At 73.3% G+C, this 26,852-nt stretch carries 30 protein-coding genes and 1 pseudogene; 12 read left to right on the forward strand and 19 right to left on the reverse strand.

Features of this window, described 5'->3' with window-relative positions; genetic code table 11:
- Positions 1-58 precede the first annotated feature (58 nt).
- The gene (locus KDL28_RS26265; protein ID WP_252442580.1) at positions 59-1,060 is read left to right on the forward strand and encodes an AraC family transcriptional regulator; all 1,002 of its coding nucleotides are present in this window, start codon (positions 59-61) and stop codon (positions 1,058-1,060) included.
- On the opposite strand, the gene KDL28_RS26270 is transcribed toward KDL28_RS26265, so the two are convergent.
- Both KDL28_RS26270 and KDL28_RS26275 read right to left on the reverse strand, forming a co-directional pair.
- Entirely contained in the window at positions 1,038-1,223 is a 186-nt protein-coding gene (locus KDL28_RS26270; protein WP_252442582.1) for a PspC domain-containing protein, read from the reverse strand. The two genes, KDL28_RS26265 and KDL28_RS26270, sit on opposite strands and share 23 nt — an antisense overlap.
- 102 nt (positions 1,224-1,325) lie before the next feature.
- Complete coding sequence (locus KDL28_RS26275) at positions 1,326-4,082, reverse strand: AfsR/SARP family transcriptional regulator (protein WP_252442584.1); 2,757 nt, start codon at positions 4,080-4,082, stop codon at positions 1,326-1,328.
- Between the two features lie 111 nt (positions 4,083-4,193).
- On the opposite strand from KDL28_RS26275, the gene KDL28_RS26280 reads away from it, so the two are divergent.
- Positions 4,194-4,772 (forward strand): dihydrofolate reductase family protein, encoded by a 579-nt coding sequence (locus KDL28_RS26280; protein WP_252442586.1) that lies wholly within the window; start codon positions 4,194-4,196, stop codon positions 4,770-4,772.
- A 68-nt stretch (positions 4,773-4,840) separates the two neighbouring features.
- Here the strand turns inward: KDL28_RS26280 and KDL28_RS26285 are convergent, their stop codons facing one another.
- Positions 4,841-5,512: an SRPBCC family protein gene (locus KDL28_RS26285; protein WP_252442588.1), complete on the reverse strand. Its 672-nt coding sequence runs from the start codon at positions 5,510-5,512 to the stop codon at positions 4,841-4,843.
- A gap of 12 nt (positions 5,513-5,524) precedes the next feature.
- On the reverse strand, positions 5,525-6,103 hold the full coding sequence (locus KDL28_RS26290; protein ID WP_252442590.1) for a winged helix-turn-helix domain-containing protein: 579 nt from the start codon (positions 6,101-6,103) through the stop codon (positions 5,525-5,527).
- A 152-nt stretch (positions 6,104-6,255) separates the two neighbouring features.
- Between KDL28_RS26290 and KDL28_RS26295 the strand changes: the two genes are divergently transcribed.
- Both KDL28_RS26295 and KDL28_RS26300 read left to right on the forward strand, forming a co-directional pair.
- Entirely contained in the window at positions 6,256-6,489 is a 234-nt protein-coding gene (locus KDL28_RS26295) for a hypothetical protein (protein WP_252442592.1), read from the forward strand.
- 55 nt (positions 6,490-6,544) lie between these two features.
- Positions 6,545-6,709 carry a hypothetical protein gene (locus KDL28_RS26300; RefSeq protein ID WP_252442594.1) on the forward strand — a complete coding sequence of 55 codons (165 nt, stop codon included), beginning with the start codon at positions 6,545-6,547 and terminating at the stop codon, positions 6,707-6,709.
- 46 nt (positions 6,710-6,755) lie between these two features.
- Here KDL28_RS26300 and KDL28_RS26305 read toward each other — a convergent pair whose 3' ends face one another.
- Positions 6,756-7,253 (reverse strand): DUF2269 domain-containing protein, encoded by a 498-nt coding sequence (locus KDL28_RS26305; RefSeq protein ID WP_252442596.1) that lies wholly within the window; start codon positions 7,251-7,253, stop codon positions 6,756-6,758.
- A gap of 83 nt (positions 7,254-7,336) precedes the next feature.
- Between KDL28_RS26305 and KDL28_RS40655 the strand changes: the two genes are divergently transcribed.
- The 4 genes from KDL28_RS40655 to KDL28_RS26320 all read left to right on the forward strand — a co-directional run bounded on the left by KDL28_RS40655 (position 7,337) and on the right by KDL28_RS26320 (position 9,892).
- Positions 7,337-7,465, forward strand: a complete 129-nt coding sequence (locus KDL28_RS40655) for a hypothetical protein (RefSeq protein WP_256502786.1) — start codon at positions 7,337-7,339, stop codon at positions 7,463-7,465.
- A 157-nt stretch (positions 7,466-7,622) separates the two neighbouring features.
- A complete protein-coding gene (locus tag KDL28_RS26310) occupies positions 7,623-8,201 on the forward strand; it encodes a TetR/AcrR family transcriptional regulator (protein ID WP_252442598.1) in 579 nt (192 codons plus the stop codon).
- A 92-nt stretch (positions 8,202-8,293) separates the two neighbouring features.
- Entirely contained in the window at positions 8,294-9,460 is a 1,167-nt protein-coding gene (locus KDL28_RS26315; RefSeq protein WP_252442600.1) for an NAD(P)/FAD-dependent oxidoreductase, read from the forward strand.
- A gap of 78 nt (positions 9,461-9,538) precedes the next feature.
- The gene (locus KDL28_RS26320) at positions 9,539-9,892 is read left to right on the forward strand and encodes a nuclear transport factor 2 family protein (protein ID WP_252442602.1); all 354 of its coding nucleotides are present in this window, start codon (positions 9,539-9,541) and stop codon (positions 9,890-9,892) included.
- A 28-nt stretch (positions 9,893-9,920) separates the two neighbouring features.
- On the opposite strand, the gene KDL28_RS26325 is transcribed toward KDL28_RS26320, so the two are convergent.
- Genes KDL28_RS26325 through KDL28_RS26360 form a run of 8 tightly spaced genes read right to left on the reverse strand, consistent with a single transcriptional unit; the run spans position 9,921 to position 18,867 of the window.
- On the reverse strand, positions 9,921-11,480 hold the full coding sequence (locus KDL28_RS26325) for an AMP-binding protein (protein WP_252442604.1): 1,560 nt from the start codon (positions 11,478-11,480) through the stop codon (positions 9,921-9,923).
- 1 nt (position 11,481) lies between these two features.
- The gene (locus KDL28_RS26330; RefSeq protein ID WP_252442606.1) at positions 11,482-12,411 is read right to left on the reverse strand and encodes a fumarylacetoacetate hydrolase family protein; all 930 of its coding nucleotides are present in this window, start codon (positions 12,409-12,411) and stop codon (positions 11,482-11,484) included.
- The gene (locus tag KDL28_RS26335; protein WP_252442608.1) at positions 12,411-13,379 is read right to left on the reverse strand and encodes an MBL fold metallo-hydrolase; all 969 of its coding nucleotides are present in this window, start codon (positions 13,377-13,379) and stop codon (positions 12,411-12,413) included. The genes KDL28_RS26330 and KDL28_RS26335 overlap by 1 nt, the downstream gene beginning before the upstream one ends.
- Positions 13,376-14,404 carry an ABC transporter ATP-binding protein gene (locus tag KDL28_RS26340; protein WP_252442610.1) on the reverse strand — a complete coding sequence of 343 codons (1,029 nt, stop codon included), beginning with the start codon at positions 14,402-14,404 and terminating at the stop codon, positions 13,376-13,378. Before KDL28_RS26340 ends, KDL28_RS26335 begins: the two co-directional genes overlap by 4 nt.
- Positions 14,401-15,381 carry an ABC transporter ATP-binding protein gene (locus KDL28_RS26345; protein ID WP_252442612.1) on the reverse strand — a complete coding sequence of 327 codons (981 nt, stop codon included), beginning with the start codon at positions 15,379-15,381 and terminating at the stop codon, positions 14,401-14,403. Before KDL28_RS26345 ends, KDL28_RS26340 begins: the two co-directional genes overlap by 4 nt.
- A gap of 8 nt (positions 15,382-15,389) precedes the next feature.
- Positions 15,390-16,277: an ABC transporter permease gene (locus KDL28_RS41705; RefSeq protein WP_252442614.1), complete on the reverse strand. Its 888-nt coding sequence runs from the start codon at positions 16,275-16,277 to the stop codon at positions 15,390-15,392.
- A gap of 34 nt (positions 16,278-16,311) precedes the next feature.
- Positions 16,312-17,259, reverse strand: coding sequence for an ABC transporter permease (locus KDL28_RS26355; protein WP_252442616.1), 948 nt, complete (start codon positions 17,257-17,259; stop codon positions 16,312-16,314).
- A gap of 3 nt (positions 17,260-17,262) precedes the next feature.
- Positions 17,263-18,867, reverse strand: a complete 1,605-nt coding sequence (locus tag KDL28_RS26360) for an ABC transporter substrate-binding protein (RefSeq protein WP_252442618.1) — start codon at positions 18,865-18,867, stop codon at positions 17,263-17,265.
- A 143-nt stretch (positions 18,868-19,010) separates the two neighbouring features.
- Here KDL28_RS26360 and KDL28_RS26365 point away from each other — a divergent pair, with 143 nt between their 5' ends.
- Positions 19,011-20,033, forward strand: coding sequence for an AsnC family transcriptional regulator (locus KDL28_RS26365; protein ID WP_308216066.1), 1,023 nt, complete (start codon positions 19,011-19,013; stop codon positions 20,031-20,033).
- Between the two features lie 3 nt (positions 20,034-20,036).
- Here KDL28_RS26365 and KDL28_RS26370 read toward each other — a convergent pair whose 3' ends face one another.
- The 3 genes from KDL28_RS26370 to KDL28_RS26380 are packed head-to-tail and all read right to left on the reverse strand — an operon-like array spanning position 20,037 to position 21,515.
- Complete coding sequence (locus tag KDL28_RS26370; protein ID WP_252442626.1) at positions 20,037-20,300, reverse strand: hypothetical protein; 264 nt, start codon at positions 20,298-20,300, stop codon at positions 20,037-20,039.
- Between the two features lie 57 nt (positions 20,301-20,357).
- Entirely contained in the window at positions 20,358-21,002 is a 645-nt protein-coding gene (locus KDL28_RS26375) for a DUF3024 domain-containing protein (protein ID WP_252442628.1), read from the reverse strand.
- A gap of 60 nt (positions 21,003-21,062) precedes the next feature.
- Positions 21,063-21,515: a hypothetical protein gene (locus KDL28_RS26380; RefSeq protein ID WP_252442630.1), complete on the reverse strand. Its 453-nt coding sequence runs from the start codon at positions 21,513-21,515 to the stop codon at positions 21,063-21,065.
- Between the two features lie 415 nt (positions 21,516-21,930).
- Between KDL28_RS26380 and KDL28_RS26385 the strand changes: the two genes are divergently transcribed.
- The 3 genes from KDL28_RS26385 (at position 21,931) to KDL28_RS26395 (ending at position 24,831) form a co-directional block, all read left to right on the forward strand.
- Positions 21,931-22,521: a hypothetical protein gene (locus KDL28_RS26385; RefSeq protein ID WP_252442633.1), complete on the forward strand. Its 591-nt coding sequence runs from the start codon at positions 21,931-21,933 to the stop codon at positions 22,519-22,521.
- A 147-nt stretch (positions 22,522-22,668) separates the two neighbouring features.
- Positions 22,669-22,812, forward strand: a complete 144-nt coding sequence (locus KDL28_RS26390) for a hypothetical protein (RefSeq protein ID WP_252442636.1) — start codon at positions 22,669-22,671, stop codon at positions 22,810-22,812.
- 207 nt (positions 22,813-23,019) lie between these two features.
- A complete protein-coding gene (locus KDL28_RS26395; RefSeq protein WP_252442638.1) occupies positions 23,020-24,831 on the forward strand; it encodes an L-lactate permease in 1,812 nt (603 codons plus the stop codon).
- A 61-nt stretch (positions 24,832-24,892) separates the two neighbouring features.
- On the opposite strand, the gene KDL28_RS26400 is transcribed toward KDL28_RS26395, so the two are convergent.
- From KDL28_RS26400 to KDL28_RS26410, 3 genes and pseudogenes are all read right to left on the reverse strand, one after another.
- Positions 24,893-25,216, reverse strand: a complete 324-nt coding sequence (locus tag KDL28_RS26400) for a hypothetical protein (RefSeq protein ID WP_252442640.1) — start codon at positions 25,214-25,216, stop codon at positions 24,893-24,895.
- Positions 25,217-25,230: 14 nt separating this feature from the next.
- The gene (locus KDL28_RS26405) at positions 25,231-26,535 is read right to left on the reverse strand and encodes an ABC transporter permease (protein ID WP_252442642.1); all 1,305 of its coding nucleotides are present in this window, start codon (positions 26,533-26,535) and stop codon (positions 25,231-25,233) included.
- Positions 26,532-26,852: pseudogene (locus KDL28_RS26410) on the reverse strand (hypothetical protein); the annotation flags it as partial. The pseudogene KDL28_RS26410 and the gene KDL28_RS26405, both read right to left, overlap by 4 nt.

Here is a 26,852-nt window from a genome sequence, read left to right on the forward strand (position 1 = left end):
CCGACCGGCCGTACTGTGAATCATCGCCGGTCCATGAAATCTGTGCGATAGTACGAGCTTGGTCGGTGATCGATTGTCCGAGGTGTTCGACCTGGTCGAGGTTCGCGGACTCCTGTCCGGCGGGTTGGCGGTGCGGGGCCCGTGGGTGTCGCGCGCCGGGATCGATCACCCGCTGAAGTTCTTCGCGATGCTCCGCGGTCGGGCCCGGCTGGTCACCGACGGCGTCCACGGGATGATCGAGCTCGAGCCGGGCGACGTCGCCGTCCTGAACAACCGGTCGTGGCTGGAGGTCGAGGGCGGCACCGGCGACGGACCGCGTCGCGAGGTGACGCCCGCGGCGGACTTCCCCGCCGCCGACTTCATCCGTGCCGACGGCGGTACCGACGTCCTCGTCGGCGGTCACGTCGACCTCAATCCCACCGGTCGGGCACTGCTGCTGCAGGCGCTCCCGCCGGTGGCGCACGTCCGGGCATCGGCTGCCGCGGCGGGCAACCTGCGCGGCACCCTCCACCGGCTGTTCGACGAGGTGACCGGGGACCGGATGGGCTCCGCGTTCGCCATCCGGCAGTACGGCCAGCTCCTGGTGCTCGAGGTGCTGCGCGCCTACGTCGGCCAGACCGAGCTGCCCCCGGGATGGCTGCGGGCGCTGACCGACGAACGGCTGCGCCCGGCGCTCGGCCTCATGCACGCCGAACCCGGGAAGCGCTGGGGTCTGGAGGACCTGGCGCGGGCCGCGGCGATGTCGCGGACGTCGTTCGCCGAACGCTTCCGGGCAACGGCGGGCGTGCCGCCGCTGACCTACCTGAACCGCTGGCGGATGCTGTTGGCGCAGCGCGCGCTCCGGGACGGCGATGCCCGCGTCGGTTCACTGGCGTTCGACCTGGGCTACGCGTCGGAGAGCGCGTTCAGTACCGCGTTCAAACGAGAGGTGGGCGAATCACCGCTGCGCTACCGCCGCCGGGTGCGCGATGAGGACTCCGGAGCACGGCTGGAGCACACTCGCCGCTGGTCGGCCGCGGCGGGGCCCGCCGCGCCGCCTACCGCCGCTCCTTCGGGATGATGATCCACAGGATGATGTAGGCCAGCTCACCGGCACCGACCAGCCCGAAGATCACGAAGACGAGGCGGACGAGACCGCGGGACAGGTTGAACCGGTCCGCGAGCGCGGCGCACACCCCGGCGATCAACTTCCCGGAACCGGGTCTGACGAGTCGAGAGGCCATGGCGCGACCGTAGTACCCGATCGCCCCGTGCACGGTCAGATCCGGGCGCAGAACTCGCGGGTGCGCTGACCGGCACCACCTGCTGCGGGCCGGAGCCGGAGATCAGAGAGTCCCGACGCCTGCTGTCCGGCGCCGGAACGCGTCCGCGCTGTCGCGGCAGATGGACGCGAGCTGGGTGTGGACCTGGTCGGCGGTGGAGGGGTGGAGCTCGGCGAGCAGGGTCCGGGCCTGCGTCCACTCGGCCCGGGCGGCCACCTGGTCGCCGGCGAGGTGGTGGCAGGCGCCGAGGTGGGCGCGGCAGCTGGCCTCGGCGTACCGGTCGGCGATCGCCCGGAACAGGTCCAGTGCGTGACGGTAGCTCGACGCGGCCCGCGCGGTGTCGCCCACGTGGAGGTGGATGTCGGCCAGGCACGACCACGTGTGCGCCTCGAACGGGCGGTTGCCCAGCGCCTGGTGCCGCGCGAGCGCCTGCTCGCAGACGGCAAGCCCTTCGCTGTGGCGCCCCGCCAATCCGTGGTATCGGCCGAGGTCGGTGAGCGCGATGGCGTGCCCGACGTGGTCGCCGAGCTGCTCGAACAGCTCGCCGGCGCAGCGCGCTGCCTGGAACGCGGCCGCGTTGTCGCCCTGCAACCCGTGCACCAGGCTGCGGTAGTAGTGCGTCCACGCGTGGCCGGCGGGCTCCCCGGGCGAGCGCTCCAGGGCGGCGTCGAGGTGGCGGTGCGCGTCGTCGAACCGACCCAGGTCGGCCAGCGCGGCGGCCAGGTCGTGGCGCACGCGGACCTCTGAGGTCCGCTCGCCCGACCGCTGGACGGCGGCCAGCGCGGCGAGCTGCGACTCGGCGCGATCGTGCCAGCGGCCCTGCCGGTGCAGCGCGACGAACCAGGCCTGCGCCAGGTCGCGGACCCGCCGGTCGAGGTGCAGGTCGGCGGCGAGACGCTGGACGGCGAGCAGGGTGCTGCGCTCGGCGGCGAACCAGGCCGTCGCCTCGGCGGCGGCCTGCGGGTCGGGTGGGCCGGTGCCGGTCAGGTGCGCCGCGGCCGCGCGGGCGGTGTCGACGTGGTACTCGACGATGCGGTGCCGCGCGGCGTTCCCGTCCCCGTCCGCGTCGTGCGCGGCGCAGAGCTCGACCGCGTAGGCGCGCAGCAGGTCGTGGCACGAGTAGCGACCCGAGGCGTCGCGGGTGAGCAGGGTGACCCGGGTCAGCTCGGCCAGCAGGGGCAGCGCGCGCGGGACGGGCAGGCCGGCCAGGGCGGCCGCGGCGGCGACGGACACGTCGGGGCCCGGGTGCAGCCCGGCGACCAGGCGGAACAGCCGTGCCGCCGCGGCGCCCAGCCGGTCGTAGGACCACGAGAAGATCGCCCGCACGTCGAGGGTGCGGTTGAGGGCGTCCAGGGTCGGCCGGAGTTCACCGGCCAGCGCGCCCAGCGGCTGCGCCGGATCGATCGCGGCCCGGGCCCCGACGATCGCCAGCGCCAGCGGCAGCCCCGAACAGCGGCGCACGATCTCGTCGACGGCGTCCGGATCCTCGGCGACCCGCGCCGGGCCGACTCGGAGGGCGAGCAGCCGGCCGGCCTCGTCCGCCGGTAGGGGGTCGAGGGTGAGCGGGTGCGCGCCGTGCGTGACGACGAGCCCGGCGAGGTGGTCGCGGCTGGTCACGAGCACGAGGCAGCCGGGGGCGCCGGGTACCAGCGGGGCGGCGTGATCGGCGTCGCGCGCGTTGTCGAGGAGCACGATCATGCGCCGGTCGGCGAGCAGGCTGCGGTAGAGCCCGAGCTGGGCCGCCGCGCTGTCGGGGACGAGGTCCGGCGCCACGCCCAGCGCCGCGAGCAGCTCGCGGACGGCAGCCGCCGACGACACGGCCTCGCCCGCCGGGGCGTACCCGCGGAGGTCGACGTGGAGCTGGCCGTCCGGGAAGCGGGCGGCCAGCCGGTGCGCCCAGTGCACGGCCAGGGCCGTCTTGCCGACGCCCGCCATCCCGGCGATCACCACGACCTGCGGCGACGCGGCCGTCGACCCACCGGGCGGGCGGATCAGCGCGTCCAGCTCGGCCAGCTCGGCCGCGCGCCCGGCGAACGCGGCGACGGCCGCCGGCAGCTGCCGCGGCACCGTTCCGATCGGCGGCGGGCCGCCGCCCGAGAGCAACGCCTCGTGGATCCGCCGCAGCTCCGGGCCGGGGTCGGCGCCGAGCTCATCGGCGAGCCGTCGGCGGAGGACCTCGTACCGCTCCAGCGCCTCCGCGGGTCGACCGGCCGACTCCAGCACGCGCAGCAGCCGCAGCCAGAGCGACTCGCGCATCGGGTGCCGGGCGGCGAGGGCGGCGAGCTCGGCCGGCTGCGGACACGTTCCCCGCGCGAGATCGAGATCCACCCGCCGCTCGATCGCGGCGAGGTAGCGCTCCTCGAGCTCCAGGGCCGCGGGCCACTCCAGCCAGTCGGAGCGGATCCCGTCGAAGGGCGTGCCGCGCCAGAGCGACAGCGCGGTGTCGAGCCGGGAGCGCTCGGTCGCGGGGGTGGCGGTGGCCGCGGCGGCCTCGTCGAGCAGCCGACCGAAGCGCAGCGCGTCGACGTGGTCCGGTTCCGTCGCCAGCAGGTAGCCGCCCGGCCGGGCCGCCACGAGCTGCCCGCCGACCGGACCCAGTGCGCGCCGCAGCCGCTTGACCGCGGTCCGGACGTTGGTGCGCGGGTCACCCCGCAGCTGCGCGCCCCACACGGCGGCGGCCAACCGGTCGGCCGGGACGGTGGCGCGGCCGGCCGACATCGCCAGTACGGCCAGCGTCGCGCGCACCCGCCCGCGCGGCAGCTCGACCGGCCGGCCGTCGACCGACACGCGCAGCGGCCCCAGCAGCTCGACGGTCAGCAAGCCCGTCGCACCCCTTTCCCGTCCCGGCGCCGAGTGTCACGGCAGTGACCCGACTCTGTCACCGGTGATCGGCCAGGCTGTCGCTCCACCCGCACGAGACCGAGGAGCGCAATGGGCACGGTGACGTTCGACATCAGCATGTCGCTGGACGGCTACTTCACGGCGACCGGGGTGACGGCGGAGGAACCTGTCGGCGCCGGGGGCCAGGTGTTGACCGAGTGGGCGATGGGCGGTGACCCGACCAGCAGCGAGGTGGCGGCGGCCGCGGTGTCCGACCTGGGCGCCATCATCTGCGGGCGCCGGACCTACGACACGTCGCTGCCCTGGTGGAAGGCCGACGGCCCGACCGGTCCGGCCCGGGTGCCGCTGTTCGTCGTGACCCACCGGCCGGCGGGCGAGGTGCCCGACAACGGCGTCTACACCTTCACCGACGGGATCGAGAGCGCGCTCCAGCAGGCCCGGGCGGCCGCCGGCGACCGCGACGTCGCCGTGATGGGCGGGGCGGACATCGGGCGGCAGTTCATCAGGGCGGGCCTGGTCGACCGGATCGGGATCCACCTGGTGCCCGTGCTGTTCGGGGCCGGCCAGCGGCTGTTCGACGACATCGGGCCCGAGCACATCCGGCTCGAGGTGGTGAGCGTGGCCGGCGCGGCGAAGGCGACCCACCTGGTCTACCGCGTCGTGAAGTGATCGCCGGCAGTCCCGCAGGCGGCGCACCCTCCCGATACCCGCCGAGATCACCACCGCCCTGCACGAGCTCAGCCGCTGCCGGGGTCCGCGGTGATGACCTCGGGCTCGTCGACCGCGGCGATCCAGCGGATCGACCAGTCGTCACGGACGGTGGCGAAGGCGGTGTCGTCGAGACCGTAGGTCGAGACGATCACGTTCACGGGCCCGGGAACCGTGTCGTCCGGGTCGGCGCCGACGGAGACCAACCAGCCCTGCGGGGTCACCACGCTCGCCTCGTACCACGGGGTCCCCGGCCCGACCAGCTCCACGACCTGCCGACCCGTCGCCCGGCCTGCGAGGTAGACGGTACGGCGGGCGCCCTTCGGGGCGGCTTCCAGGAAGAAGCGAAGCTGTTCGAGGTAGAACCGCCACCCCTCGGCGACGCCGTCGTAGAGGTCCTCCCACTTCGCGTCGGCGACGTCCGGGACCACCAGCCGCACGATCGTGCGTGGGCCGTCCGCAGCCAGGGTGAGCGCGGTGCCGTCGTCGAAGGCGACGCGCTCGGGCGGGACCATCTCGGCGTCCTCGACGAAGGCGCGCAGCTCGGCCTCGAACCCGGCGGCCGGCCGTTCCGGCCGACCGCCGTGGCGCTGCTCGTAGTCGTAGCCGAACCATTCGCGCAGGCCGTCGGTGGTGCTGACCGCCCGCCAGACCTCCTCCCGGGGTGCGTTGACCAGCAGTTCCAGAATCGGCCGTTCCACGGGTTTTCCTCCTCAGGCGGGTTCGCTCGGGTTCGGTGTGGGAAATCCGCCGACGACCACGCGGTAGCGGCGCCGGGCCTGGGGCGAGTCGTAGGTCGCGGCCAGGTCGGCCACCCGAGCGGCCAGGTCGTCGGCGAAGCGGGCGATGTCGCTCGGCTCGGCGAAGCCGACTTCGGCCGAGACGGTGAAGGTGACCAACCGCTTGCCCGCATCCCGGGCGCGCTCGCGCATCGCGGCGACGTCGCCGAACGCCTGGGCGGTGGTCGCGAGCAAGGTCTCGACCGCGAACCGGTCCTGCTCGTCGACCGGGACTTCGCCCACGACCTCGGGCACGATGACGACCGTGCGCGCCGTCGCGCGGACAATCCGCTCGATCCGCCCCCGCCGCGGCCGTGTCTCGACCAGTTCGACCAGGCCGGCCTTCTCCAGCTCGCGCAGGTGGTAGTTCACCCGCTGCCGGCTCTGCCCGATCCGCCCGGCCACGACGGTCGCGGAGGCGGGCTCGCGCAGCTCGGCGAGGATCCGTCGGCGCAGCGGCGACAGCGACCCCCGCAAGTCCGCCTCGCGCAGCACGTCCAGAGCTTCGGACACGCCAGTAGCATCGACTAGGAAAATGCGTTTGTCAAGTCGTGGCGCCGGCGGCTCAGACCACGCGGACCGCCCGCGGCCAGGTCGTACCGCTCCGGTGGATCGACGGCCGCAGCGCGATTGCGACGCAGGGCGGGGGGTACCACTGCCTCGTGATGGTCACCGTCGATCGGCTCCGGGAACTGTTCAGCTCCGACCTGCCGGACCCCCAGCTCGTCGTCGTGGAAGGTGGTGCGCGGGTGGTCGCGGGCACCACCGAGGACGAGGGGCTCTTCGTCGCCAGCCGGCGGGAGCTGCTCGAGCGCTTCGGTGGGGAGCCGCCCACCGGCCGAGAGCTCGACGAGCTCGCCGTCAGCCTGGACGCCACGGTCGGCACCCTGGGCGGTTGACGCTCGTGTCGGCCCGGGTTCGTGACATCCGATGACCTGCTGATCTGGAGGGGACATGTCGACCAGCCGTCGCGAAGGCGAGGATCAGGAGCCCGCCGCCAGCTCCGCCGCACCGCCGGGCGGGAACGGTGCGCAGGACGTCGTCGAGCAACCGGACGACGCCGGCGTCGACGGTCGGACGGATGCCGAGCGCGAGGCAGCCGACTTCGGCGGCGAGTGACGCGTCGACGCGATCACCGCGGTAGGAGCGTGAGGATCCGCCGACGTCAGGCGCGTGCCTGCTGCCTGCGCCGGCCGTACCGGGTCAGGCCGCGAGGCTTGTAGATCGACAGGACGACGACGGCCAGCAGCACCACGAGGCCGCCGACGGAGTGGACCATCGAACCCGGCAGCTCGCGGGGGTCGGCGCTCGTCGTCGCGGCTCGCGCGAGGGCGCTGATGGTCCGGGTCTGCACCAGCAGGACCGCGGTGGCGACGAGGGTGAGCAGGAGCTTCGCCACGACCCAGTGGTGGCGGAACAGCCCCCACGGGGTGCCCAGGGCGTTCACGACTCCGATGAGCACCGCCGCCAGGGCCAGCGGCGCGATGGCGTACCACGCCGTCGTCTCCATCGCGAGGTACGCGCTCCGCACCGCCGGCACGTCGTCGCCGGTGACGGCGGTGATGTCGAGGGCGAGGTAGGCGGCCACCGCGCCCATCCAGCCCACCGACGTTGTGACGTGCGCGGTGAGCACCGCCTTGCGCAGGCGGGGCGGCATGGTCACGGGTGGGTACCCGGGAGCGGCGTCGAGCCGGCCACGACGGCGGGTCCTGTCGCCGTCGACGCCGGAGTGGCGCCGCTCGACAGGTGACGATCCGGACCGTGCTCGCCGCCGCTGACGAGCAGGACAGCGACACCGAGCACGAGCAGGACGCCGAGGACGACGAGGGACACCCGCAGCCAGCGGGGGAGGCGCGGCGGTACGTCGCCATGTGAGCCGGCGCCGGTGTCGCCCACCGGTGCGGGGCGAGGGGGCTGGTCGGACACGTGTGCTCCTGTCACGCGGCGGGCTTGCCGGCCACCGACTTTATCGAGACATAGTGTCGCTGTCGAGGCAATCTGTTCGTAGTGCGGCGCGTCGTATCCTGCAGCGGTGCCGAAGCTGTGGGACCAGACGATCGAGGGCCATCGGCAGTCGGTGCGGAACGCGATCCTGGACACCACGGCGGCGCTGGTGGCCGAGCACGGCCTGCTGTCGGTGACGATGTCGCGGATCGCCGAGGGCGCGGGCGTCGGGCGGGCGACGCTCTACAAGTACTTCCCCGACGTCGAGGCGGTCCTGCTCGCCTGGCACGAGCGCCAGATCGCCGGCCACCTCGCGCACCTCTCCGCGGTCGGCGACCAGGTCGACGACCCGACCCGGCGGCTCGAGGCCGTGCTGACGGCCTTCGGCGCGGTCGCCCACGAGACCCACCGCCACCACGGCTCCGAGCTCGCGGCGGTCCTGCACCGCGATCCGCGGGTCGCCCGCGCCCAGCGGCACCTGCACGACATGGTCCGGGACCTGCTGGTCGACGCCTCGGCCACCGGCGACATCCGCGATGACGTCGTCCCCGACGAGCTGGCGAGCTACTGCCTGCACGCTCTCGCCGCGGCCGCCACCCTGCCGTCCGGGGCCGCGGTCCGTCGGCTGGTGGAGGTCACCCTCGACGGGCTGCGTCCCCCGCGCTGACCGGGGCTTCGCTGGACCTGCGCGGGATCCGGACGGAGCATGGCACCGGTCGGCCGACGCCACGCGCCCCGCACCCCCGGAGGAGACCCGCCGTGCCCGCTCCCCGCGTGCTCCCCAACCGGGCCGAGGTCGTCGTCGTGGGCGGTGGCGCGATCGGCACCAGCATCGCCTTCCACCTCGCCGAGGCCGGTGTCTCCGACGTCGTGCTGCTCGAACGCGACGAGCTGGGCCACGGGTCCACGGGCAAGGCGGCGGGTGGTGTGCGCGCCCAGTTCTCCGACCGGATCAACATCGAGCTGGGCGCGCGCAGCCTGGAGGCCTTCGCCCGGTTCGGCGAGCGGCCCGGCCAGGAGATCGACCTGCACCGCGTCGGGTACCTGTTCCTGCTGTCGTCGCCGCAGGACGTCGCCTCCTTCGCCGCCGACGTCGCGCTGCAGAACGAGCTCGGCGTCGACAGTCGCATGATCGACGTCGCCGAGGCCGCCGCGCTGTCCCCGTTGATCGCGACGGACGGGCTGCTGGCCGCGGCGTTCTCGCCCGGCGACGGCCACTGCACCCCGGAGTCGGTCGTGCTCGGCTACGCCGGTGCCGCCCGGCGGCACGGCGCCACGCTGCTCACCGGGGTGGGGGTGACCGGCATCGACGTCGTCGCGGGCGAGGTGCGGACCGTGCGCACCGACCAGGGCCCGATCACCGCGGGGACGGTGGTCATCGCGGCCGGGGCGTGGTCGCGGGCGATCGGCGAGATGGTCGGCACCGCGCTGCCCGTCACGCCCCTGCGCAGGCAGATCCTGGTCACCGAGGCGATCCCGGACCTGCCGCCGGTGGTGCCCTTCACGATCGACTTCGCCACCACATACTACTTCCACCGGGAGGGCCGCGGCCTGCTGCTGGGCATGTCGGACCCGGACCAGGAGCCCGGCTTCGACCTCGCCTACTCCCAGCGGTGGCTGCCGCGCCTGGGCGCGGCGATCGGTGCCCGCACACCGGGCCTGCTCGACGTCGGGCTGGGCCGCGGCTGGGCGGGCCTCTACGAGGTCACCCCCGACCACAACGCCCTGATCGGCCGGTCCTCGACCACCCCGAACGTCCTGTACGCCACCGGGTTCTCCGGGCACGGCTTCCTGCAGGCACCCGCGGTCGGCGAGGTCGTGCGCGACCTGCACCTCGACCGGACCCCGTTCGTCGACACCAGCCCGCTGTCCGCGGACCGCTTCCACGGTGCGACGGGTGGGCGGCCCGAGTCGCACATCGTGTGACGCGCGGGAGGCCGCGGCCACCGCGTCGGAGCCCGGTCGGACGTGACGAACCCGGCCGCTGCGGCGAGGGGACAGGACATGAGCACCATCCGCGACACCGCCGAGGCGTTCTCCGCGCACCGCTTCGAGGACGTGTTCGGGCACCTCGCCGACGACGCCCGCTGGGTGCTGGTCGGCCAGACGACCGTCGAGGGCCGCGACGCCATCGTCGCGCTCTGCCGGGACGCCGCCGAAGGGTTCGCCGCGTCCACGACCACGTTCGACCGGTTCCGGGTGGTGGCCGGGGTGGACGCCGTCGCGGTCGACGTGGTGGCCCGCTACAGCGACCCGACCGGCCGCACCTCGGTCGTGTCGTCGTGCGACATCTACGAGTTCGACGGGGAGGCGCTGCGCACCATCACCTCGTACGCGGTCGAGCTTGGCGGGGCGTGAGCGAGCTCGCGAGCTCGGCGGCGCCGGCTCAGGGCAGCTCGCCCGACCAGCCGCTGCGCAGGGCCTTCTTGTCGATCTTCCCGAACGCCGTGACGGGGAGCTCGGCGACCGTGCGGTACGCCTTCGGGCGCTTGTAGGCGGCGAGTTCGGCACGGCAGGCGGCGATCGTGGCGGGTTCGTCGAAGCCGTCGGCGGTGGGGACGACGAGGGCGACGACGGCCTCGCCCCAGTCCGGGTGCGGGATCCCGACGACGGCGACCTGGGCGACGCCGGGGCAGGCCTGCACGACATTCTCCACCTCGGTCGAGTAGACGTTCATGCCGCCGGAGATGATCATGTCGTGCTTGCGGTCGAGCAGGTGCAGGTAGCCCTCGGCGTCGAGGCGGCCCAGGTCGCCGGTGTGCAGCCAGCCGCCGCGCAGGGTCTCGGCCGACTTGTCCGGCATGCCGAGGTAGCCCGACATGACGTAGGGCGCGCGGGCGCAGACCTCCCCGGCCTGCCCGGTGGCGACCGGTTCGCCGTCGTCGTCGAGCACGGCGATCCCGGCCAGCGCGGTGGCCCGCCCGCAGCTGGTCAACCGCTCGGGGTGGGCGAGGTCGTGGTCCTCGCGGGTGAGCCGGGTGAGGAAGTTCGGGGCCTCGGTCTGCCCGTAGAGCTGCATGAACACCGGTCCGAACCGGCGCAGCCCCTGCTCGAGGCGTTCCAGGGTGATCGGTGCCGCGCCGTAGAGGATGGTGCGCAGCGACGACAGGTCGACCTCGCGGCCCTCGGCCCGGTCGAGCACCCGGTAGATCATGGTCGGCACCATGAACAGGAACGTGGCCCGGTCCCGCTCGATGCGGTCGAGCACCAGGTCGGGGTCGAAGCGGCGCTCGACGAAGTGCAGCGCGCCCTTGAGCAGCCCGGCCTGGGTGAGGTAGCCCGCCGAGTGCGGCAACGGCGAGGTCAGCAGCAGCCGCTCGTCGTCGAGCAGCCCCATCTCGATCACGTGGGCGAGGATGTTCACGGCCAGCCCGCGCTGGGTGTGCACCACGCCCTTCTGCCGGCCGGTGGTGCCGCCGGTGTAGGCGATCAGCCCGACGTCCGAGCCGCTCACCGCGACATCCGGGGGCCCGGTGTCGGGGGCGCCGGCGAGCACCTCGTCCCAGGACCCGGTGCCGGGGACCGGGTCGCCGGTCACGATCACCGTGCTCAGCGCGGGCGATCCGGCGGCCAGCGCGGCGTCCACCAGGCCCTCGTCGGCCAGCGCGACCACCGCGCCCGAGTCGCGCAGCGCGTAGCCGATCTCCGACGTCGAGAGCATGTCGTTGACGGGCACCTTCGCCGCGCCCACCCGCAGCACGGCCTGGTCGGCCACCAGGTACTCGGCCCGGTTGGACATCATGATCGCCACCGGGGTGCCGGGGCCGACCCCGGCGGCGACCAGCACGTGGGCCAGCCGGTTCGCGTCGCGGACCAGCTCGGCGTAGCTCCAGGTGCGGCCCCCGGCGACGACGGCCGGCCGGTCGCCGAACCGGTCCAGCGCGCCGACGAACAGCTGCCGCAGGGTCAGGTCGGCGGGGACGGTCGTCGTCGCGGGGACCGTCATCTCAGTACCCCGAGCTCAGCGGCTCGGCCTTGACCCCGGCCACGACCCGGTGCCGGATCTCACCGAGCTGCTCGATCACCAGCCGCACCTCGTCGCCGGGCTGCAACCAGCCGCGGAACTCGTCGGGCCGCATGGCGAAGTGCTCGAACAGGCACCCGGACGGCACGGTGCCCGAGCCGATCACGTCGCCGGGACGCAGGTGGGTGCCCCGCGAGGTGTAGGTGATCATGTCCGGGAAGCCCCAGTCGATCGAGTCCCAGCGGCCCTCGCTGACCAGCTCGCCGTTGACGTAGCCGGTCATACCCAGGTCGAAGGCGTTGCGGCTGCGGTAGGGATCGATCTCGTCCGGGGTGACCAGCATCGGGCCCAGGGTGTTGGCGCCGTCCTTGCCCTTGGCCGGGCCCAGCCGCAGCGCCATCTCGTTCATCTGCAGGTCGCGCGCGCTCCAGTCGCACAGCAGCATGTAGCCGGCGATGTGCTCCTCGGCCCGGTCCAGCGCGATGGTCGAGCCGGGCTTGCCGATCACCGCGCAGACCTCGAGCTCGTAGTCGAACCGCTCGCAGCCCGGCGAGATCGGCACGTCGTCGTGCGGGCCGACGACGGCGGCGACGTTGGAGAAGTAGAACGCCGGGAACTGCTCGTTGCGCTCGTCGACCGGGATGTCGGCGGCGCCCTGGCAGTTGCGCAGGTGCTGGAGGAAGCCGGTGCAGTCGCGGATCGAGCGCGGCTGCAGGGGGGCGCGCAGGGTGAGCCCGTCCAGCGCCACGGTCTCGCTGGGCGACGCCGTGGCCCGCTCCCCGGCCTCCTGGAGCCCGTCGGCGTCGAGCAGGTCGAGCAGCGTGGTGCCCGGCTCCAGGCCGTGCACGTCCTCGCCGTCGACCAGGCCGACCCGGTCGTCGCCCGCGGGGGAGGCGTAGGTGACGAAGCGCATCAGTTCGCTCCTTCTGTCGTGGGGGCTTTGAAGCCCTCCAGCGCGGCGATCCGCTCCAGCACCGTGAACCGGTCCGGGCGCGGCAGGCTCGGGTCGAGCTGCTGGTAGACGTTGATGACGTTCTGGGCCAGGCGGCCGTGCTCGGGCATCTCGGCCCACCTACCCAGGTCGATCGAGGCGATCGCGTCGTCCACGACGAGGCCCTGCTCGAACCGCTTGCGCGACTCCTTCTCCACGAACACCAGGTACTCGCGCATGTCGCGGACCTCGGACTTGCCCGAGACCGGGCCGTGGCCCGGCACGATCCGGTCGACGTCCATGTCCAGGATCAGGTCCAGCGCGGCGATCCAGCGGTCGATCGGGCCGGCCCAGGCGATCGGGGTGCCGCCGACGAACAGGATGTCGCCGGCGTAGAGCAGCTTCGCGTCCGGGACCAGGACCAGCACGTCGCCGGGGGTGTGCGCCGGGCCCACCTGGATCAGCTGCACCTCCCGGCCGCCCACGTCGAGGCTCAGCTCGCCGGAGAACGTGCGGTCGGGCCCGGTGGCGGTGATGCCCTCGAACTCGAACGGTCCGAAGATCGACCGGGCGAAGTCGCCCAGCACGTCGGAGCGCCGCTTGAGCGAGGCGATCGACTCCACGGCGCCCTGGGTCATCAGCTCGGCCGCCGCGGCCGAGGCGATGATCTCCACGCCGCGCTCGGCGACCAGCTCGTTGCCGAACACGTGGTCGCCGTCGGAGTGGGTGTTGACCAGGGTCGCCAGCGGGTGCTTGTCGGTGACCGGCGCGATCCCGGCCAGCATCTCCCGGGTCAGCGCCAGGTCGAACAGGGTGTCGACCATGAGCGAGGTGCCCGAGCCGGTGATCAGCCCGGAGTTGCTCCAGCCCCAGCTGCCGTCGGGCAGCATCCAGGAGTGGCAGCCGTCGCCGAGGTCGTGCAGGCCCTTGCGGTAGTCCAGTGTGCTCACGAGGTCCCCTTCAGTACGGGTTCGGGCACCGGCTCGCTGCGCGGGCCGGGAACGGATTCGGTGTGGTGGCAGGCCGCGGTGTGCCCGGGCGCGATCGCGACCTCGGGCGGCTCGGTGGTGCGGCAGACGTCGGTGGCCAGCGGGCAGCGGGTGTGGAACGCGCAGCCGCTGGGCACGGCCAGCGCGCTGGGCACCTCGCCGCGCACCGGGGGCCGGTCGCGCGCGCGTTGCACCACCGGGTCCGGGACGGGCGCCGCGGCGATCAGCGCGCGCGTGTAGGGGTGCGCGGGCCGGGCGTAGACCTGCTCGGTCGGGCCGCTCTCCACGATCCGGCCCAGGTACATCACGGCCAGGTCGTGGCTGACCACCCGGACCAGCGCCAGGTCGTGGGAGATGAACAGGTACCCGACGCCGAGGCGGTCCTGCAGGTCCTGCAGCAGGTTGATGATCCCGGCCCGGGTCGAGACGTCCAGCGCGGCGACGGCCTCGTCCAGCACCACCAGGTCGGGCTCGCAGGCCAGCGCCCTGGCCAGGGCGATCCGCTGGCGCTGCCCGCCGGAGAGCTCGTGCGGGTAGCGGCGGGCGAACGCCGGGGCCAGCCCGACCAGCTCCAGGAGTTCCTCGGCGCGGGCGCCCAGCACCGGGCGGGAGCGCTCACCGACCAGCCGCAGCGGCTCGGTGACGATGTCGCGCACCACCCAGGTCGGGTCCAGCGACGAGTACGGGTCCTGGAACACCATCGGCATCCGGCGGCGCAGGGCGTGCAGGTCGGCGCCCCTGGCCGCGAGCACGTCGACCTCGCCCAGGCGCACGGTGCCGGCGTCCGGGCGGACCAGCCCGAGCAGCAGCCGGGCCGCGGTGGACTTCCCGGAGCCGGACTCGCCGACCACCCCGAGGGTGCGACCGTGCTCGACGGCGAACGAGACGTCGCGCACGGCGTGCACCCACGCCCGCGCGCGGCCGAAGCCGGTGCGCCGGGCCGGGAACGCCTTGGCCAGGTTGCTGACCTCCAGCAGTGCGGTCACGACGCCACCTCCGCCAGTTCGTCGAGTCGGACGCAGCGGGCCCGGTGGGCGGGGTCGACGATCTCCAGCGCCACCGGCCCGTCGTCGCAGCCCGGTGCGACGTGCGCGCAGCGCGGGGCGAACCGGCAACCGGGCGGCAGCGCGTCGAACGCCGGGACGGTGCCCGGGATCGTGGCCAGCCGGGTGCCGGCGGCGCCGGGCACGCAGTGCAGCAGCGCGTCGGTGTAGGGATGGCGCGGCGCCGCGAACAGGTCGTGCACCGGTGCGGTCTCCACGACCTGCCCGGCGTACATCACCGCGACCCGGTCGCAGATGTCGGCGATCACCCCCAGGTCGTGGGAGATGAACAGCAGCGCCAGCCCGGACTCGTCGCGCAGCCCGGCCAGCAGGGTGAGGATCTGCTCCTGCACCGTGACGTCCAGCGCGGTCGTCGGCTCGTCGGCCAGCAGCACGACCGGGTCGCAGGACAGCGCCATCGCGATCACCACCCGCTGGCGCATGCCGCCGGAGAAGTGGTGCGGGTAGTCCCGCGCGCGGCGCTCCGGCGACGGGATGCCGACCCGGTCCAACAGCTCGACCGCCCGCTTCCACGCCTGCTTGCGCGGCACCCGCCGGTGCCGGCGCACGGTCTCGGCGACCTGCTCGCCGACGGTGTAGGCCGGGTCGAGCGCGGTCATCGGCTCCTGGAACACCATCCCGATCCGGCCGCCGCGCACCTCGCGCATCTGCTTGACGCCCAGCGTGGTCAGGTCGGTGCCCTCCAGCAGCACCTGCCCGCCTGCGATCCGCGCCGACGAGCCGAGCAGGCGCATCACGGCCAGCGCGGTGAGCGTCTTGCCCGAGCCGGACTCGCCGACCAGCCCGAGCGTCTCGCCCGGGGCGACCGCCAGGCTCACCCCGTCGACGACGACCAGCGGGCCGTGCGCGGTGCCGACCTCCACCACCAGGTCGCGCACATCCAGTACGGGCTCCAGCACGGGCGCTTTCACACGAGCCTCCGGTTCTCGCGGCCGACCGAGTCGCGCACGGCGTCGCCGACGGTGTTCAGGGCCAGCACGGTCAGCAGGATCGCCAGCCCGGGCAGCAGCACCAGCCACGGCGCCTCGCCGGCGAACTGGGTGGAGCGCTGCAGCATCGAGCCCCAGGAGGCGTCCGGTGGCTGCACGCCCAGGCCCAGGAAGGACAGGCCGGCCTCGAACAGGATGGCGAACCCCATGGTGATCGAGACCTGCACGATCAGCGGGGAGGCCATGTTCGGCAGTACGTGGGTGCGCACGATCGTTGAGGTGGGGCAGCCGATGGAGCGGGCCGCCTCGATGTAGGTCTCCTCGCGGATGACCAGTGCGACCCCGCGGGCCATCCGGAAGAACCGCGGCGCGGTCACGATCCCGATCGCGATCATCGCGTTGGTCACCCCGCGGCCGAGCACCGCGACGATGGCCATCGCGAACAGCAGCGGCGGGATCGCCATCAGCGCGTCGGCGATCCGGCTGAGCACGGCGTCGGTCCAGCCCCGCAGGTAGCCGGCGAGCAGTCCGAACGGCAGCCCGATCACCATGCTGACCACGGTGGCCAGGGCTCCCGCGTAGATCGTCACCCTGGTCGCCACGATCAGCCGCGACGCCACGTCGCGCCCCAGGTCGTCGGCGCCGAGCCAGTGCTCGGCGCCGGGGGCGTCGAGCCGGTCGAGCAGGGTCTGCGCGTTCGGGTCCTGCGGGGTGATCCACGGCGCCAGCACCGCGATCAGCACCAGCACGCCCAGCACGCCGGCCATCACCACCGCCAGGCGCTGGCGGCCGAAGCGGCGCCGGAACGCCCTCCACGCCGACTCCGGCGGGGTGGCCGGTAGGGCCTTCTCGACGAGAGCTGTCACGATGCCGCCTCCGCGGGAGGAAGTACGTCGGCGGTCATGAGGTGAGCGCCGCCTTCGGGTTGAGCCAGCCGTAGGACAGGTCGACCAGCAGGTTCACCGTGACCACGACGACGGTGGCCAGCAGCACGGTGCCCTGCACCATCGGGATGTCGCGGTCGAAGACCGACTGGACCATCAGCGAGCCGATGCCCGGCAGCGCGAACACCGCCTCGACCAGCACCGACAGCCCGAACAGCCGGCTGACCTGCAGGCCGATCACGGTGATCACCGGGATCAGCGCGGTGCGCAGGGCGTGCTTGCCGACGATGCTGAGCGGACTCAGCCCCTTCGCGTGCAGGGTGCGCACGAAGTCGAGCTGCAGTGTGTCGACCACGCTCGCCCTGGCCTGCCGGGCGATCTCGGCGGCCCCGCCCGCGGCCAGCGTGACCACCGGCAGCGCCAGGTGCGCGGCCCACTGCGCCGGGTCGGCGCCGAGGTCGACGTAGCCGCTGGTCGGGAACAGCCCGAGCTCGGCGCCCAGGAACGTGACCAGCACCAGGCCGAGCCAGAAGTTGGGCATCGCGATCCCGACCGAGCTGCCCAGCAGCGCGATCCGGTCGAACACCCCGCCCTGGCGCACCGCGGCCAGCACCCCGATGGCCAGCCCGACCACCACCGAGACGACCAGCGACAGCACCACCAGCGAGACGGTGATCCCGATCCGGTCGGTGATGGCCTGGGTGACCGGGTAGCTGGTCAGCATCGAGGTGCCCAGATCGCCGCCCAGCGCCCCGCCCAGCCAGTCGCCGTAGCGGACGATCAGCGGGTCGTCCAGGCCCATGCTGGCCCGCAGCGTGGCCACCTGCTCGGGGGTGGCGTTGTCGCCGAGCAGGGTGCTGGTCGGGTCGCCCGGGATGAGCAGCACCAGGGCGAACACCGCGATCGAGACGATCCAGACCAGCAGCAGCAGGGTCAGCAGCCGGGTCGCGACCAGTCGCAGCACGCCTCAGCCCGCCGCCAGCTCGACCGCGCGCAGGTCGGGCGCCCCGGCGATGGTCGTGGTCAGCCCGCGCACCTGCGGCGAGGCCATCAGCAGCACCGGCGAGCTGCAGATCGGCAGCTGGATGTGCTGCTCCACCGCGCGGGCCGCGATCTGCTGGTAGACCTTCGCCCGGGCCTCGCCCTCCGGGGTGGCCAGGCCCTCCTGGGCCAGCCGGGCGATCTCCTCGTCCTGCGTGCCACCGGGGTTGAACGTGCCCCCGGCCAGGAACAGCGAGCCGACCGTGCGGGCCGGGTCGACCGCGCCGGGCCACTGCGAGACGTAGGAGTCGACCGTCTTCTGCCCGGTGAACCCGGCGATCACCTGCGCCGGCTCGGCGACCTGCAGGTCGACCGTCACCCCGATCTGGCCGAACTGGCTGGCCACGGCCTCGGCCACGGTCGAGTACGGGGCCACGTTGATCACCGTCATGGACATCGCGAAGCCGTTGGGGAAGCCGGCGTCGGCGAGCTTCTGCTTGGCCGCGGCCACGTCGAAGGTCGACGCCTCCGGGCCGAGATCGGTCGCGGCCGCCCAGTAGCCCTCCGGGAAGATCTGCGGGGAGGCCGTGCACTGGCCGCCGAGGATGGCCTGCGAGATCCCGGCCCGGTCGATGGCCATCGACAGCGCCTCGCGCACCGCCGGGTCGGCCAGCGCCGGGTTCTTGGCCATGTTCAGGTACACCAGGAACGCCCCGGTGCCCGGCTGCACCAGCACCTGCCCGCCGGCGGCGGTGGCCGCGTCGTACTGGTCGAGGTTGATCGCGGTGGCGTCGAACTCGCCGGCGCCCACCGAGCGCAGCCGCGTCTCGGGGTTGAGCTGGATGCGCATCTCGATGCGCTTGACCGCGTCCGCGGTGGCCTCGGCGTTCCAGTACTGATCGAACTTCTCGTAGACGACCAGGGCGCCCGGCTGGTCCTCGGTCACCCGGTACGGACCGGCGCCGACCGGCTTCAGGTCGAGGTCGGCGTTCGAGAACGCGGCGGGGGAGACCATCATCCCGGCCCGGTCGGCCAGCAGCGCGGGCAGCGAGGAGGACGGCGCGGACAGCCGCAGCGCGACCGTCCTCGGGTCGATCACCTCAACCGCCTCGACCACGGCCAGGTCGGGCTTGAGGGAGGAGCGCTCGGCGGTCTTGCCGCGCTCGATGTTCGCCTTGACCGCCGCGGCGTCGAACGGCGTGCCGTCGTGGAAGAGCACGCCCTCGCGCAGGGTGAGGGTCAGGGTGCGGCCCTCGTCGGTGACCTGCGAGCTCTCGGCGAGCATCGGCACCACCGTGCCCTGCGCGTCGATGTCGAAGAGCCGGTCGTAGGCGGGCAGCAGGAACGCGTTGACGAACTGGTTGGCCGCGGTGGCCGGGTCGTAGTTCTTGCTGGCGTCGGTGGCGTAGCTGAACCGCAGGGTGGCGTTCGGGTCGGCCGGCCCGGTCGGGGCGGTCCCGACCGAGGCCCCCGGCCCGGCGGCCGCCTCGGGCTCCCGGCCGCCACCCCCGCATCCGGCCAGCACCACGCCCAGCACCGCGGCGGCCCCGACGGCAGCCCTCGTTCGGCGGCGTGCGATCAGTGCGGACATCCGTCCTCCATGCGCGTCGTTGCGGGACCCCGCATGGGCGATTGCCAGCGGTCGCGGGGGGAGTGCTAGAGTCGAATATCGGCGCGATATGACGACTAAGTGCCGATTTCGGGAGTTTTGCTCAGCGGGGGGCGGGTGTCAAGGTGCCTGGACGGGAACGACGCCGAGATCTGGACGACTTGGATCGGGCTCTGATCACCGCCTTGAAACAGGACGGCCGCGCCCCGAACGTCGAGCTGGCCAAGCTCGTGGGGGTGTCGGAGAAGACCGTCCGCAGCCGCATCGCCCGCCTGGTGGCCGACCACGGGCTCACCGTCAGCGCCGAACTGGTCGAGCAGACCCAACCCAGCCGGATGGTCTACCTGCTGCACACCGAGCCCGGCCGCCGCTTCCAGGTGGCCGAGTCCCTGGCCACCCAGCCCGAGGTCGACCGGGTGAACCTCATCACCGGCTCGGCCGACGTCATGGTCGCGGCGTCGTTCCCCGACGACGCCGCCGCCCTGCGCTTCCAGGTCCAGGTCGTCGAGAGCCACCCCGGCGTGCGATCGGCGCAGTCCTGCCACCTGATCGGCGAGGTCGGCGGCCCCGCCCGCCCCAGCGGCCCACCCGGCCCCCGCATCGACACCGAAGCCCTGGCCGCCCTGATGATCGGCCCCCCGCGCTACGCGAACTTCGACGAACTCACCGAAGCGATCCTCGACGCCGTCGTCACCGGCCTGGGCGCCGACCGCGCCCTCATCGCCACCAGCCCGCCGGGGGCCAGTCCCGGGTCGAACGTGGCCAAGCGGCGCGGTGTCTCCCTCCGCTACCTCGACGCGCTGATCGCCCGCATCGCCGACGGGCGGACCGAGGGCGTGATCAAGCGGGTGTGGGCGACGCGGTTGCACGTGGTGGTCGCCGACGCCCGCACCGACCCGCTGATGGCTGCGGCGCACGACCTGGTGCGGGCCGAGGGGTACGTCAGCCTGCTGACGCTGCCGATGCTGTACGGCGAGTCGTTGGTGGCGACGATCAGCATGTACTACGACCGGTTGACGGCGCTGGACGACGAGTACGTGGCGACGGCGCAGGGGGTGGCGGACCACTTCGCGGTCGCCGTGGCGCGGACCCTCGGGTTGGCGCCGGCGCCGCCGTTGCTGGCCGAGCCCGCACCTGGAGGGCGCTGACGGTCACCAGGTGGGGCGAACGCTACGACCTGACCCAGGCGCGAGGAGCGGGCCGGCCAGCACGAGGTAGTGGTCCGGGGCAGTCGTCCTCGCCACGTCGAGCCGGCCCTCGCGCTTGAGGTACCACGTGACGTCGACGGTGTGGCCGCGGAGCCGGCCCTGGGTGAACCGCCCGTCGTATCCGACCGTCGTCGCCGGGGCTTCAAGCTCGATGTCGAAGACGCGCCCGGCGATCCACTCGCCGGTGATCCCCTCCGCGACGATCAAGCTCGGCGAATCGCCAGGCGATCCCGCAGGACTCGGTTCCTCTCGATGCCCGCGCGATCAGCCCCAGAAGACGGCCGTCGGGTCCCGATCGAGCTCCGCGAGCAGCTCTCCGATGTCGTCCGTGGGTGCCACCCGGTCGTAGTGGTGGAAGCGGAGGTCGCGGTCGCGCCAGTAGAGCGACCAGGTCCGGGAGGCCTTGGTGTAGCGCATCCGGGCGACGGGGAACCTGGTCCACTCCGCGCCGGCGTCCGCCTTCCAGGGCGGGCGGCACTCGACCACGGTCAGGTGTCGTGGCGCGACGTCGCACTCCACCCGGATCTGATCGCGGACGCGCTCCGGTACGCGGGCCTCGCACCAGCTCCGCACCCGGGCGACGTCGGGCTCGGGTAGCCCGGCCGAGGTCTTCCCGGGCTCCGTCCTGGCGCGCTGGTCGAGCTCCAGGTCGATGAACGCCGCGATCATGGCTCGCCAGACGGCCTCGGCCACGGCAGGCGACAGGCCGGCCGCGGAGGCGCGCTCGCGCACGGAGGTGATCACCTGCTGCACCCGGTCGGGCGCGCGGACCGCGTCCGCGTCGGCCTTGGAGGCCGCTGCCGCGCGCACGGGGGACTCCCGGTCGGCCAGCAGGCGGACGAGGTCGGCGTCGACGGCGTCGATGCGGGCTCGGACGTCGGCGAGGGACGTCGGATCACTCGATGCCATGGCGGGCATGGTGCCTCGGGTGGCGTGGTGCGAGCGAACCGGAGCATCCGGCGGGTGTTGTCAGGAATCTCCGGCTGCCCGCTCGGATCGGCTACCGCGCGACGCTGCTGCTGCGGCGCCGGTGGATTTCGCGCCCCCTTCCCGGCTCGCTTCCAGGATCTTTCTTTCCTCCGCCGTGGGCAGCCGGAAACGGCCGCTGGTCGTACTGACGAGATCGCCGCGGACGCAGGCGTGGTGCAGCGCCGCGGAGATCGCGGTGGCCGATGCGAAGTGCTCGGCCTTCGCCAGCCGATCGCGGATGATCGCCGCGGTCACCACCTCGGAGGGGTCCATGACCTGCAGGATCGCCTCGCTGGTCGGGGTCAGGGCGGCGACGAGCGGGGAGCGCGGCCGGTCGGCCGCGGCGACGATCCGGCGCGCCGCGCTGGTCAGTTCGGGCGGCAGGTAGATCGGGTGGCGCGCCTGCCTGTGCATTTCAATCTCGTCGGCGATCGCGTCCAGATCGCGCGCCACCGCGACCACCCGCCCCAACCCCGTCCCCGTCACGGTCGCTCCCATCGAATTCCCCGCACCCCGACGAGGAAACGTTACCGACGATGCCGTGTCCATTACCGGCGGCGAGAAGTCTTCCGCGGCAAGTGGCGCGACGACTCCGCCCGGTGGTCACCCCTCTTGTGGGGCTGAACTGGACGGGCGCTCCGTGGACCGCTCGTCTTGTCCGGACGACCGTTCACGACAGGCGGTTTCCGGTGGGCGATGAATATCGACCGCTCGACGCGCCATGCTGGTGCCGGCGGCCTGCACGCGCGCCATGACTACGGTGCGGGCATGCGCGACAGCGCTTCGGTGAGAATCGTGCGGGACGTTCGCGCGCAGCGCCGCCCTGCGCAAGGAGCTCGACCGGGCGGCGGCGAAGTTCCCCCTGGCCGTGGCCGACGAGTCGAGGTGGCGGCTGGCCGAACGGGTCTTCATCGCCATGGGCTCGGAGGGGTCGACCTGGCCGACGAGACCGCCCTCCGACCCGGACGCCGTCCTGGCGCTCTGGAAGGACGTCATTGACATAGCGGTAACCGGTCCGGAGCACGTTGCCGACGGCGACGGTCCGATACCACCCCAGCAGCTGGCGGAGTTCTCCCGACCGTGGGGACCCAGGGCGCTCGGTGAGCTCTACCGGATCGCCGGACCGGCACCGCTCGGCGACCTCGTCGACCAGCTGGTCACCGCTTATCACGGGCCGGACGACGAGCAGGTGCTGACGGTGATGGTGGGCGCGGCGGTCCGCGGCGGGCTGCTCGCCGCGGGCGAGGCGGGTGCGGTGGCCGCCACCGTGCCCACCGGCGCGGACGTCGAACCCGACGAGCGGCTGCGCCGGTCCGGCGTCATCTCCGGCCGGCCGGCCTGGGCCCTCGTCCCGGTGCCGGGCACGGCGATCGAGCTCACGCCGCTGGGGCGCTACCTGGTGCGGCTGAACCTGCTGGCGGAGGGATCCCACGCGCCGCTCCTCGAACCGGTCAGGTGACCCGGCAGGCTCGTCGGGCGTGCAGACCGAGTGGGACGTCGATGTCGAGGTTGGGGCCGAGCGCGGGGGAGGAACGCCCGCCGGGACCATCGGCGATCTCGTCGGTCCGGTCTGGCAAGCTCGCGCCCGATCCCGGGAGGTGAGTCCATGACCCCGGCCAGCGCGGTGCGGTGGCGGCCGGTTCGGGCCGGCATCCTGAACGTCTACCAGTACGAGGACGAGACGCTGCACTTCGCCGGCGGGCGCCTGCTGCTGCGCGGGGTGAACGGTTCGGGCAGTCGACGGCGATGAACATGCTGCTGCCGTTCCTGCTGGAGGCCGACACCCGGCGCACGAGGAGCGGGTGATGGACGCCGTCCTGTCCGCGCACGCGCGGTGACCGACCGCAACCGAGCGAAGCTACCGTCGGGGACGACATTTCGGTAGGGCTTGTCGAATCCGTACGGGGGTGTGACGCTCGACGCTGCGCAGCTGATCACCTGCTGGAGGGACGTCGACGTGGACAACCTCGCTCTGCTCAGCCTGGCCGCGCTCGCCCCGATCGTGGTGGTGGCCGTCCTGCTGGTCGGGCTGCGCTGGCCGGCGAAGTACGCGATGCCGGTCGGGTTCGCGGTCGCGGTGCTGGTCGGAGCCCTGGTCTGGGGGATGGACGCGGCGACCCTCGCGGCCGCCAGCATCGAGGGCCTGATCATCGCGGTCGGCCTGCTCTACATCATCTTCGGGGCGCTGCTGCTGCTGCAGACCCTCACCGCCAGCGGTGCCCTGGGCACCATCCGCGCCGGGTTCACCACGGTGAGCGCGGACCGCCGGGTCCAGGCGATCATCATCGGCTGGCTGTTCGGGTCGTTCATCGAGGGCGCCTCGGGCTTCGGCACGCCGGCCGCGGTGGTGGCGCCGCTGCTGCTGGCGCTGGGTTTCCCGGCGATGGCCGCGGTGATGGTCGGTCTGGTCATCCAGAGCACTCCGGTCAGCTTCGGCGCCGCGGGCACGCCGGTGCTGACCGGGCTCGGCCAGGGATTGGCCGGGGACCAGGCGGTGGCGGCCCGGGTCTCCGCGCTCGGCCTGGACATGCCCGGCTACCTGCAGGTGCTCGGTCTGGACGTGGCGATCCTGCACGCGGTGGTCGGCACCCTGATCCCGCTGTTCCTGGTGTGCATGCTGACCGGCTTCTTCGGCGGCCGGTTCGGCGACGGGCTGCGGGTCTGGCCGTTCGCCATCTACGCCGCGTTCGCCATGACCGTCCCGTACGTGATCGTGGCCGCGGTGCTCGGCCCGGAGTTCCCGTCGCTGCTCGGCGGGCTGATCGGGTTGGCCCTGGTGATGTTCACCTCCAGCCGCGGGTTCCTGATGCCCAAGCAGACCTGGGACTTCCCGCCGCGCGAGCGCTGGGCCGACCGGTGGACCGGCACCCTGGAGGCGGACACCAGCGAGGTGGCCGGCAAGCGGATGAGCATCTGGCTGGCCTGGTCGCCCTACGTCGTGGTGGCGCTGCTGCTGGTGCTGACCCGCACGGTCACACCGGTCAAGGACTTCCTGTCCGGGATCACCATCGACGTCGACGACATCTTCGGGACCGGGATCTCGGAGTCGCTGCAGCCGTTCTACCTGCCCGGGTTCATCTTCGTCGTGGCGTGCCTGGCCACCTACGGGCTGCACCGGATGGGTGGACGGGCGATCGCCGGAGCCTGGAAGGTGTCGGCCGCCCAGCTGGCCGGGGCCGCGGTGGCGCTGCTGTTCGCGCTGCCCCTGGTCCGGATCCTGATCAACTCCGGGGCGGAGTACAACTCCACCGGCCTGTCCAGCATGCCGATCACCCTGGCGGAAGGGGCGTCGGCGCTGGCCGGCACGTCCTGGCCGGTGCTGGCGCCGTGGATCGGGGCGCTGGGGGCGTTCGTCGCGGGCAGCAACACGGTCAGCAACCTGACGTTCTCGCTGTTCCAGTTCGCCACCGCGGAGAACATCGGGGCCAGCCCGGAGACGGTGGTCGCCACCCAGGCGGTCGGCGGTGCTGCCGGCAACATGGTCACCGTGCACAACGTCGTCGCGGCCTCGGCCACGGTGGGCCTGCTCGGCCGGGAGGGCGACCTGATCCGCAAGACGATCATCCCGACGACCTACTACTGCCTGGCCGCCGGTGGGCTGTCCTTCGTGCTGATCAACGGGGTCGGACTGAACGTCGGCACGGCAGTGCTGGTGGCGCTGGTCGCGGTCCTCGTCCTGCTCGTGGTCCGGTTGGCCCGCCAACCGGCCTCGGAGCGGCTGACGTCCGCGGGCGCCCGGCCCGCGACCGACGAGGACCACGTGCCCTGACCGACGTGCGTCCTCTGCGAGGAACCCCCGGCTCCGCCTCCTCGCCCCGGCGGGGCGCCGGTCAGGCGCCGGTCGTGGCGGGGGGCGACCCGCTGGGCGGGTAGCAGGCGGTGCCGGCCGGGCCGGCGAGCGCGCCCGCGACGAACGCACCCGCGGCGAACGCGAGCACGACGAGGATGCCGATGGCCAGCGCGACGGTGAGCCGGCTGTACCGGCGGGGCTGGTCCCAGTCCGGTTCGAGCAGGTCGTCGGGGTCGTCGGTCCGGTCGTCAGGTGTCGGGTCCGCCGTCGGAGCGGCCGTCGACCCGGCGGGAGCCTTGGCGAACAGGTGGCGCTCGGTGGGCTGGTCCTCGAAGGGGGTGGGTGGCTCGGGCGGGAGGGACACGCATCGCTCCTGGGTCACTCGTGGCGGAGGGCGTCGATGGGGCGCAGCTTCGCCGCCTTGTTGGCCGGGTAGATGCCGAAGAACAGGCCGATCGCCACCGAGACGACGAAGGCGAGCACGACCGAGGACGGGGCGACGATGAGCTGGAAGCCGGCCACCTCCAGCGAGCCCACCCCGACCCCGATGGCGATGCCGATCAGGCCGCCGGAGATGGACAGGATCACCGCTTCCAGCAGGAACTGCCCGACGACGTCGGAGCGCTGCGCGCCGACGGCCTTGCGGATGCCGATCTCGCGGGTCCGCTCGGTGACGGTGACCAGCATGATGTTCATGACCCCGATGCCGCCGACCACCAGGGAGATGCCGGCGATCGCGCCGAGCATGACGGTGAGCAGGCCGGTGATCTCGCCGACGGCCTCCAGGATCTGGGTCGCGCTGAAGATCGTGAAGTCGGAGGTGCCGGTGCCGGTCCGGTGGCGGGTGTCGAGGATCGCGGTGACCTGGGCGGTGGCCGCGTCGACGGCCTCGGACGCGCCGACCTTGACCGAGATGCTGCTCAGCGGCCCGTAGCCGGTGAGGGTGTCCTGCACCGCGGTCAGCGGGGCGATCACCCGGTCGTCCTGGTCGCCGCCGGGGCCGTCGGACCCCTTCTCGGTCAGGATCCCGACCACCTGGTAGGACACCCCGCCGAGCTGCACGACCTCGCCGAGCAGCGCCAGGCCGTCGCCGCCGGCGAGGTTCCTGGCCACGGTGGGGCCGACCAGCGCGAACCGGCTCCGGGCGGCGTAGTCGGTGTCGGTGAGCACGGCCCCGGCCTGCACGGTGTCGTCGGAGTTGACGAGGTAGCTCGGGGTGGAGCCGATCATGGTGCCGATCGGGTGCGACTCGCCCCGGTAGGTCGCGGTGACCGCGTTCGCCGTGACCACCGGCGCGACCGAGGCCACGTCGGGGGCCAGTTCGGGGTCCAGCAGCGCCTCGGCGTCCTGCAGGGTCAGCTCCGCGGTCCGCACGTCGGTGCCGCCGTCGATCTCCGGGCCGGTCCCCGAGAGGTCCGCCGCACCGCCTCCGCCCGGACCTCCGCCGTCCGGTGGCCCGATGTCGCCTGCCTCCCGGTCGTCGGCGCCGGGGGTGATCGTCAGCGTGTCGCTGCCCAGCGAGCTCAGCGACTCGGTGGCCGCCGCGCTGGCCCCGGTGCCCACGGCCACCAGGATGATGACGCTGGCGACGCCGATGATGATGCCGGACATCGTCAGCACGGAGCGCATCTTGTTCGCCGCCACCCCGCGCACGGCGAACTGCAGGCTCTGCAGCAGGTTCACGGCTGCGCCGCCGGGGCGGTGTGCCGCGGCGGCGGGCCGGCGACGGCCGCCGCCCGCTCGTCGGACACGATGCGCCCGTCCCGCATCCGCAGCACGCGCTTGGCGTGCTCGGCCACGTCGTCCTCGTGGGTGATCACCACGACCGTCCGGCCGGCCGCGTTCAGCTCGTCGAACAGCGCCAGCACCTCGGTGGTGCTGTGGCTGTCCAGCGCGCCGGTCGGCTCGTCGGCCAGCAGCAGGACCGGGTCGGGGGGGGGGGGGCCGGGGGGGGCCCCCCCCCCCGGGGGGCCCCCCCCGAGGGACCGCCGCGCGGGGGG

This window comes from Pseudonocardia humida (genome assembly GCF_023898865.1).
GTDB classification, from domain to species: Bacteria; Actinomycetota; Actinomycetes; order Mycobacteriales; family Pseudonocardiaceae; genus Pseudonocardia; species Pseudonocardia humida.

Excerpts from the sequence above, each read along its gene's own strand:
- KDL28_RS26270 (WP_252442582.1), bottom strand. The coding sequence starts at position 1,223 with ATGGCCTCTCGACTCGTCAGACCCGGTTCCGGGAAGTTGATCGCCGGG.
- KDL28_RS26280 (WP_252442586.1), top strand. The coding sequence starts at position 4,194 with ATGGGCACGGTGACGTTCGACATCAGCATGTCGCTGGACGGCTACTTC.
- KDL28_RS26295 (WP_252442592.1), top strand. The coding sequence starts at position 6,256 with ATGGTCACCGTCGATCGGCTCCGGGAACTGTTCAGCTCCGACCTGCCG.
- KDL28_RS26300 (WP_252442594.1), top strand. The coding sequence starts at position 6,545 with ATGTCGACCAGCCGTCGCGAAGGCGAGGATCAGGAGCCCGCCGCCAGC.
- KDL28_RS26320 (WP_252442602.1), top strand. The coding sequence starts at position 9,539 with ATGAGCACCATCCGCGACACCGCCGAGGCGTTCTCCGCGCACCGCTTC.
- KDL28_RS26325 (WP_252442604.1), bottom strand. The coding sequence starts at position 11,480 with ATGACGGTCCCCGCGACGACGACCGTCCCCGCCGACCTGACCCTGCGG.
- KDL28_RS26330 (WP_252442606.1), bottom strand. The coding sequence starts at position 12,411 with ATGCGCTTCGTCACCTACGCCTCCCCCGCGGGCGACGACCGGGTCGGC.
- KDL28_RS26360 (WP_252442618.1), bottom strand. The coding sequence starts at position 18,867 with ATGTCCGCACTGATCGCACGCCGCCGAACGAGGGCTGCCGTCGGGGCC.
- KDL28_RS26375 (WP_252442628.1), bottom strand. The coding sequence starts at position 21,002 with ATGGCATCGAGTGATCCGACGTCCCTCGCCGACGTCCGAGCCCGCATC.
- KDL28_RS26390 (WP_252442636.1), top strand. The coding sequence starts at position 22,669 with ATGACCCCGGCCAGCGCGGTGCGGTGGCGGCCGGTTCGGGCCGGCATC.